The following is a 6,691-nucleotide window of genomic DNA, read 5'->3' as shown; positions in this document are numbered from 1 at the left end:
TTTTTATACTGATTGCAAAGCAGGTAAATATGTGGTGGTTAAACTGGTCCACTTCTTGCTCCGTTTAGGTCAAAACTGTCCTTTCAGGAGAGCACATGCAGGTAGACCCTATAATTCAAGCACTGATCGCAAGACGAAAATCGAATGGCCTCTCCCGTGAGCAAATGGCAAACATCGCTGGAATGAGCGTAAAAACATATCAAAGGATCGAGCGCGGAGAGTCCGATCTTAAACTCTCACAATATCGTGCCATATTGCGTTCGCTTCATTTGACTGACCTAGATATTGCTTTAGATGTACGTGATGTTCAGCATGTCACAGCAAATGACCTAACGGCCGTGGCGCGATTGCTCTCACCGGAAGCTCAGTCCCTGCTCGTTCGCCTGTTATCGTTAGTCCTTGAACAAAAGAACAAGAAAGGTGATTAACCACATTACTCATACCCAAACGTGAATGTCCTGTTGAGCGTTGAAACATGAATCGTTTAGACAAAAATAAAACTCGTCAAATGACGAGTTTTATTCTTTATATCAGTCCGTTACTCTAGGCTTTTCAATTCCGATGTATCAACGCCTTTTATTGCATCTTTCGCCACCTTATCAGGATCAAAGACATCACGTTCTTCATATGAATTATCAATCATGCCTTGTCCTATCGCGGTCGCCTGCTTTTGTAACTTGTTACCCTCTACCTCACCAGCATCCCAGCCTTGCCGATAATCTGAGTCGGTTTGATACCTTGTTTCGTCCTTAATATAGTGTTCAAAATCATTCCCTGCCTCTTGCATACCACTATGCCGACCGTCATGAAAGCCTTGGATATAAGCTTCATCATAACCGCTCTCTTTTAACGCGCTGTCACTCGTACCACAGCCTGAGAGGAGAACAAAAAATAGCGAAACGAATACCTTATGAAACATATTTAGGCCTCAAAGCTTTCAAATAAATTAATCATAGTTCGCGATTTCAACTTCTGCTTACTTCAGGCTATTAGATAGCATTGTGACTCGACGAAGCCTGTGAACTTGAGTCCCTACAGTGAGTACAAAGCTGGACAAAGCATCACACCTACTGATAAACATTATACTCAACGCGCGTTTAATACTTCCATCGCAAGTGCTTCATCATCTTGCTCAGCCAAACCACTGATACCAATTGCACCGACGATTTTCCCCTCTTGTTCTATAGGCACACCACCCATAAAGCCTGTGATCTTCGGGTCAGTCCAATAACTCAACTGCTTACCCGTCTCACGAGCCCAAGCGCCCAGATTGCCGCTAGGTTGGCGGTCTCTAGCCGAGGTGTAAGCTTTGTTCTGTGCCAACAAACCTGCTTGTACGCTCACATCATCCATTCGGGCAAAACCGAGCAATTCACCATGCGTATCAACCACGGCAACCGCAATGTTTTGCTTGCGAGCAGTCGCAATTTCCAATGCCGTTTGAATTAGAGTTTGAACTTGTACGTATTTCATTTTTCTCTCCTACGGGATCTCATGACCAAGGGTTTTCTCGAACAAGCCATACCAATGGCTACGTGATAGCGTGACGCTCTCTACTTGAGCACAAGCGCGAATACGTTGTGGGTTTGCAGTACCAATAACAGGTTGAATTTGGCTTGGGTGACGCGTTAGGAAGGCTAAAACAATCGCCTCTGACGGCACGCCATATTCAGCTGCTAGCGCCATCACCATCTCCGCAATCTGTCTGGTGTTGTGATCATCAGAATGTAAACCACGCTCTGAGAATCTTCCCTGCGCCATACTGCCCCACGCTTGCAGTTGGATATTGTGCTTACGGGCATGTTCCAGTATTCCTGCAACGTAGTCAGATGCAGACGAAGGAAGCCCCATGCCTTGCTTGATGAAGTCAGACTTAGCCAGACTCATTTCCAACTGGTTCGCCACAACAACTTCGCCCGTAGCTTGTTGAAGAAGATCAATTTGAGCACTGTTCATGTTAGAAACACCGAAGTGGTTAACTTTGCCAGCTTGTTTCAGAGCTTTTAGCGCTGTGCCCAGTTCTTCAAATTCAACCAAAGGATCAGGACGATGCAGCATCAAAACATCAAGGTTTTCCACGCCAAGGCGTTCAAGAATGCCCTCAACAGAAGCCGTCACCCATTTAGCAGAGAAGTCATACTGCTTAACACCTTGCTCATCTCCTAGACGGATGCCGCACTTGGATTGCAAATAAATTCGTTCTCGTAAGGTTGAGTCATTGGCTAAGATGCGCCCAAACACTTCTTCTGCCTTACCGAATTTGTAGATATCCGCATGATCAAAGAGATTGATGCCCACCTCTAATGCTACCTCTACAGCGGCATAAGCTTGGTTTTCATCTTGGGCGGTTAATGGGTTGCGATTCCACTCCCCTCCAAGCCCCATGCAGCCGAAGACCAAGCGGCTAACGTTAGGTAAGGTTTTGGCGAGCGGTAGTGTTGGATTGTTCATCGTTATTCTCACTTTTCCGATTTCTGCATCTTCAATTTCTTAAGTTAACTCTAACCATCTTACCGTTCGTAAAAATTAGTTTAATACCGTAAAATCGAATTCATTATCCTTGATACCGAACAATAAAGACGAGCAATCAAGATGGCAGATTATAAGAGAATCGAAAAACTGATGCTGTTTGCCGAAGTGGCTCAAACACTTAACTTTTCTAGGGCAGCGGAGCAACTTGGCATTTCTAAAAGTTACCTGTCAGAACAAATCAAGCGATTGGAATCGGAACTCGCCACGCCTTTGATTGTTCGAACTACACGCAGCGTGAGATTGACGGCAGAAGGTGAATCGATCTTTGCACAAGCGGAAGATCTCAAACGCCGCGTAATGGAAATGGAAAAGAGTTTAAGTCAGCGATCTGAACAAATAGACGGTCTGATTCGTCTTACCGCTCCCAAGATGTTTGCTGAAGCGGTGCTGCATGATTTGTGCGTAGCGTTTCGCGCTTTACATCCAAACGTAGAGTTCGAGATCCTTTCTAGCTATCAAGCGTTTAATCTGACAGAAACCAGCGTTGATTTTGCGTTTCGAGCGACAAGAACGCCGCCAGAGAATATGATTGCTCATCACCTTTTGGACTACCACCACTGGCTGGTTGCCTCTCCTCAGTATCTGCAAGAAGAAGGTACGCCGGAGACATTAGATGATTTACAAGAGCATCAATGCTTAACCACATTGCATCAAAAAGAGTGGCCGTTAAAAACGGGAACAGTTCAAACCCAAGGTTGGCTTTCAAGCAATGAAAACCGCTTACTCAAAGAATCAGCCCTGTCTGGCAATGGCATTGCTCGGTTAGCAAGTTACTTTGTCGAACAAGACGTTGAGCACGGCCGTCTAGTGCAGGTTCTATCGGAAGAAACTGACCACCAGCACAACGCGGTTTACTTGGTGTACCCACAACTTATCTATCAATCAGCGAAAACCAGAGCCTTCATTGAATTCGTGAAGCAGCACTTTGCTATATAACTAAGGCAGTTAATCCGCAGACCACACCGAGCGAATATCTGGCCAACCCCAGTTAGTAAGAGCGACGTCTTCTAACACACCTTGGAAGCGCAAAGTTTGTGTATGGTGGAACATAGGTGCAATCCAGTATTCGCTGATCAACGTCGATGCAATTGGCTCCAATGCATTAAGGTAGTCCTCAAGTGGAACGAAAGATCTGACTCTCTGTAGTTGTTCATCTAACCATTGTGCGTTCTTCTCTCCCAAAGTGTGGAATAGCACAGCGTTGCTGAAGAAGTTCGTGAACGCTGAGGCATGACGATTATCATCTAGGTTTATGTTCGTCACGACCATCGTCTCATTTAGCTCACCATTCTTAGCTTTCTCGTTCAGCTCACGATAGGAATACATAACAATTTCTACTTTACTGCCAACACTCACCAAACGATTAGAAATAGCCCGCGCACAGCGACGCAACGCGGTATAGTTATATCCGGCTATCGTAATGTGTTTAGGTAACTTAAGCGGCTCACTGAACGGACGGAGCACTGGCTTCCAACCTGGTAGCAGGTTATAAGCGGGTATACTCCCAAATACAATATTCTCGCGGCGCATCACTTCGGCCAAGTGCTCAGGTTGAATTAGCTCACTAATATAACGGCGCTGCGCTAAAGAGAGTTTGTGCTTAGCGTGCTGATTAAATAAGGCGAATAAGCAACCATCTTCTATTCGACTACGCTTGCTCGCCGATGAGTTTTCTCGGTTTTGCGTCGACATATAGTGTCCACACAAATCCTCCTCGGGCGAAGTATCCCTTTGCAACGTATTTGCTGCCAATGACGGGTTCTCCATCTGCTCGTCATTAACAATCCAGATAGTCACCAAATCCGTTAGAACTCTACATGCGTAGTAACCATTAAATGCTTGCAGTTTTAAACGACTTTCATTGTGCTCGACAACAGAGAATGGGCCACTTCCGACCACCAGCTTGTTATTCGCTACGTTAACTTGGCTTACTGGTTGAATGCCGTATTTCACCCCAGAAATAAGTCCAGCAAAGCCCAAGTCAGCTCGATTAAGCTTAAAAACAACTTTCAGTGGCGTTGGCGCAGTAATGTTAGCAACATGTGCCAACTCTTTTTCGTAGTACTGTAGTGAACTCAACTTTGCAAACAAGCTAACCACTGTTTCTGCATCAATGGAATTACCATTATGAAAAGTCAGACCTGGACGAAGGTAGAAAGTCCATTCGTAGGTGTCTTCGTCATAACGCCAGTGATGTGCGAGTTCTGGTTGCACTTTCCCATTGTTATCACTCGAAACTAAGCAACAATAGATTTGCCTTAATAAGAAACGTTCGCTGCTACGCTGAAGTTGATGTGGAACGACGCGCTCAAACATTCGCTTATAGGTTAATTGAATATTGAGCTGTCCTTCTTGCACAGAAGCACCAGACGTTGTTTTTAACAAACGGCCAAATGCCAGTTCGTCTTCATCTAATATCGCCAGCGCTTTTTCATACTTGCCTAACTTGATACGTTCAAGAGCCAAGCTCTCTTTTAAAACGTCTAACTCCATATTCAGAATGAGAGTCGATCGTTGGTTCCGCCCAGCTTTCGGATGCCAGCTCAACCACGCCTTCTGCTGCATTTGCGTTAGCAGGCTACGAGCATGCCGAGAAGAAGTGAACATGATGTCGGCAATGTCCTGTAACGTGGTTTTTGTTTCATCACCAACGCTAAACGAGAGTAATCGTTGGTAATAGCGAAACAAATTGAGATCAGACACTGAATCAACCTTAGATCTGTGAAGTTTGTGGATAGGAATAGTTTACTTAAGTTGGCGGTAATAAAATAAGAAAACTTCCTAATTATCTGTTCCCCTTTTCCACAATTAACCTCCAAATTCGGCTTTAAAGCCCCATATATTTACGTTATCAGGAAAAAAGCCAACAAAAGCACTCTCTTTTTTATATCCCCTTTTATACACATAATTTACTCGTCAGCTAAAGGAGGAAAAAATGAAGAAGCCAATGATGGCGTACTTTTTTCAGCAACGCCTAGCTCAATCGAGTAATAAAATAGAAGTTATGACTCTGGTTTATCTTAACGATATGTTCCAGTGGTCATAGCCTAACCTCAAGCAGAACTTAGCTCCTGATACTACACCCCCACTTCGTTGTATCTTAAGTTCTGCTTTTTCATCTTTTGCACTCTACTACCTTATTGCAGGTTACTAAAAGTTAACTAGTTGAAACACCGCAAAACAGAGTCTACATTGAAGTCTCATCCCCCAATCGCTTTGTTGAGAAAGGGGCATTCATGGATATACACCACCAATTCGGGAGTCAATATGGCAACTTCAGTGAAACTTAAAGCGGGCGACAGCTTCCCTCATCTTCAAGCCACTTTGCTAGATGGTTCAAGCGTAACGTTGGGTCAGCCACAAGGTGATGCGACTTGGCAAGCAGTATTCGTTTATCGTGGTAAACACTGCCCTCTTTGTACTAAGTACCTCAATGAGCTTGAGAGTTACAAACAGGCTTTCGCTGATGCTGGCGTCGATATTCTTGCCGTTTCTGGCGATTCAAAAGCACAGCTAGAGGGGCATCTAGAGAAACTCGAAATCAGCTTCCCTATCGCTTACGGCCTGACCGAAGAACAAATGAAAACGCTAGGCTTGTATGTATCTATTCCTCGATCTGAACAGGAAACCGATCATAATTTCGCAGAACCAGGTCTGTTTGTGGTGAATGAACACGGCGACTTACACGTGGTGGATATTTCAAACAACCCGTTTGTTCGCCCTGAGCTTGGCGCGCTATCACGCGGATTGGCATGGATTCGCGATCCAAACAATAACTACCCTATCCGTGGCACATTGGATTACTAATATCTTCTGCACCCAAGTAAACTTTCTATCCTTAAATAAGCTAGGATTCTTGCCTTAGTGAGAATAACTTGGAATGCATATCAGATCCGTGAGATCTGATATGTATCAACAAGTTGGAAATAGAGTCCTTGTTCATTATACAACGCCTTGATGAAAAACAAGATCAGTGAAGCCCAGGCTCCCCTCAAACAACGTTAGTTATTTACTTCTAAGTCACTTTCACGATAAATACATGAAATTAAGACTAAAAACTTAGACTTAACGGATATATAAATCATAACGGTACCTACACAAGTAGTTGGCTAGCGATTATTATCCTATTGCAACTCACAATTGTGCAAATCTAATAATT

At 44.2% G+C, this 6,691-nt stretch carries 7 protein-coding genes; 3 read left to right on the top strand and 4 right to left on the bottom strand.

The features are described from left to right. Window positions 1-95: 95 nt before the first annotated feature. Entirely contained in the window at window positions 96-428 is a 333-nt protein-coding gene (locus tag CAG68_RS19465; RefSeq protein WP_031780945.1) for a helix-turn-helix transcriptional regulator, read from the top strand. 110 nt (window positions 429-538) lie between these two features. Here CAG68_RS19465 and CAG68_RS19460 read toward each other — a convergent pair whose 3' ends face one another. The 3 genes from CAG68_RS19460 to CAG68_RS19450 all read right to left on the bottom strand — a co-directional run bounded on the left by CAG68_RS19460 (window position 539) and on the right by CAG68_RS19450 (window position 2,451). Next, window positions 539-919 carry a hypothetical protein gene (locus tag CAG68_RS19460; protein WP_005375467.1) on the bottom strand — a complete coding sequence of 127 codons (381 nt, stop codon included), beginning with the start codon at window positions 917-919 and terminating at the stop codon, window positions 539-541. Window positions 920-1,086: 167 nt separating this feature from the next. Beyond that, window positions 1,087-1,473 (bottom strand): GlcG/HbpS family heme-binding protein, encoded by a 387-nt coding sequence (locus CAG68_RS19455; protein WP_042521512.1) that lies wholly within the window; start codon window positions 1,471-1,473, stop codon window positions 1,087-1,089. Window positions 1,474-1,482: 9 nt separating this feature from the next. Beyond that, complete coding sequence (locus CAG68_RS19450; protein WP_115386740.1) at window positions 1,483-2,451, bottom strand: aldo/keto reductase; 969 nt, start codon at window positions 2,449-2,451, stop codon at window positions 1,483-1,485. A 141-nt stretch (window positions 2,452-2,592) separates the two neighbouring features. On the opposite strand from CAG68_RS19450, the gene CAG68_RS19445 reads away from it, so the two are divergent. Then, window positions 2,593-3,468 carry a LysR family transcriptional regulator gene (locus CAG68_RS19445; RefSeq protein WP_017635840.1) on the top strand — a complete coding sequence of 292 codons (876 nt, stop codon included), beginning with the start codon at window positions 2,593-2,595 and terminating at the stop codon, window positions 3,466-3,468. Window positions 3,469-3,477: 9 nt separating this feature from the next. On the opposite strand, the gene CAG68_RS19440 is transcribed toward CAG68_RS19445, so the two are convergent. After that, window positions 3,478-5,235, bottom strand: a complete 1,758-nt coding sequence (locus tag CAG68_RS19440; RefSeq protein WP_161441540.1) for an SgrR family transcriptional regulator — start codon at window positions 5,233-5,235, stop codon at window positions 3,478-3,480. 564 nt (window positions 5,236-5,799) lie between these two features. Between CAG68_RS19440 and CAG68_RS19435 the strand changes: the two genes are divergently transcribed. Further along, entirely contained in the window at window positions 5,800-6,339 is a 540-nt protein-coding gene (locus CAG68_RS19435) for a redoxin domain-containing protein (RefSeq protein ID WP_005385152.1), read from the top strand. The last annotated feature ends 352 nt before the right edge of the window (window positions 6,340-6,691 follow it).

This window comes from Vibrio sp. V42_P2S4T144, assembly GCF_009904715.1.
Classification (GTDB): Bacteria; Pseudomonadota; Gammaproteobacteria; order Enterobacterales; family Vibrionaceae; genus Vibrio; species Vibrio alginolyticus.
The sequence above is the reverse complement of the archived record's forward strand: the minus strand, read 5'-3'. Positions and strand labels throughout refer to the sequence as shown.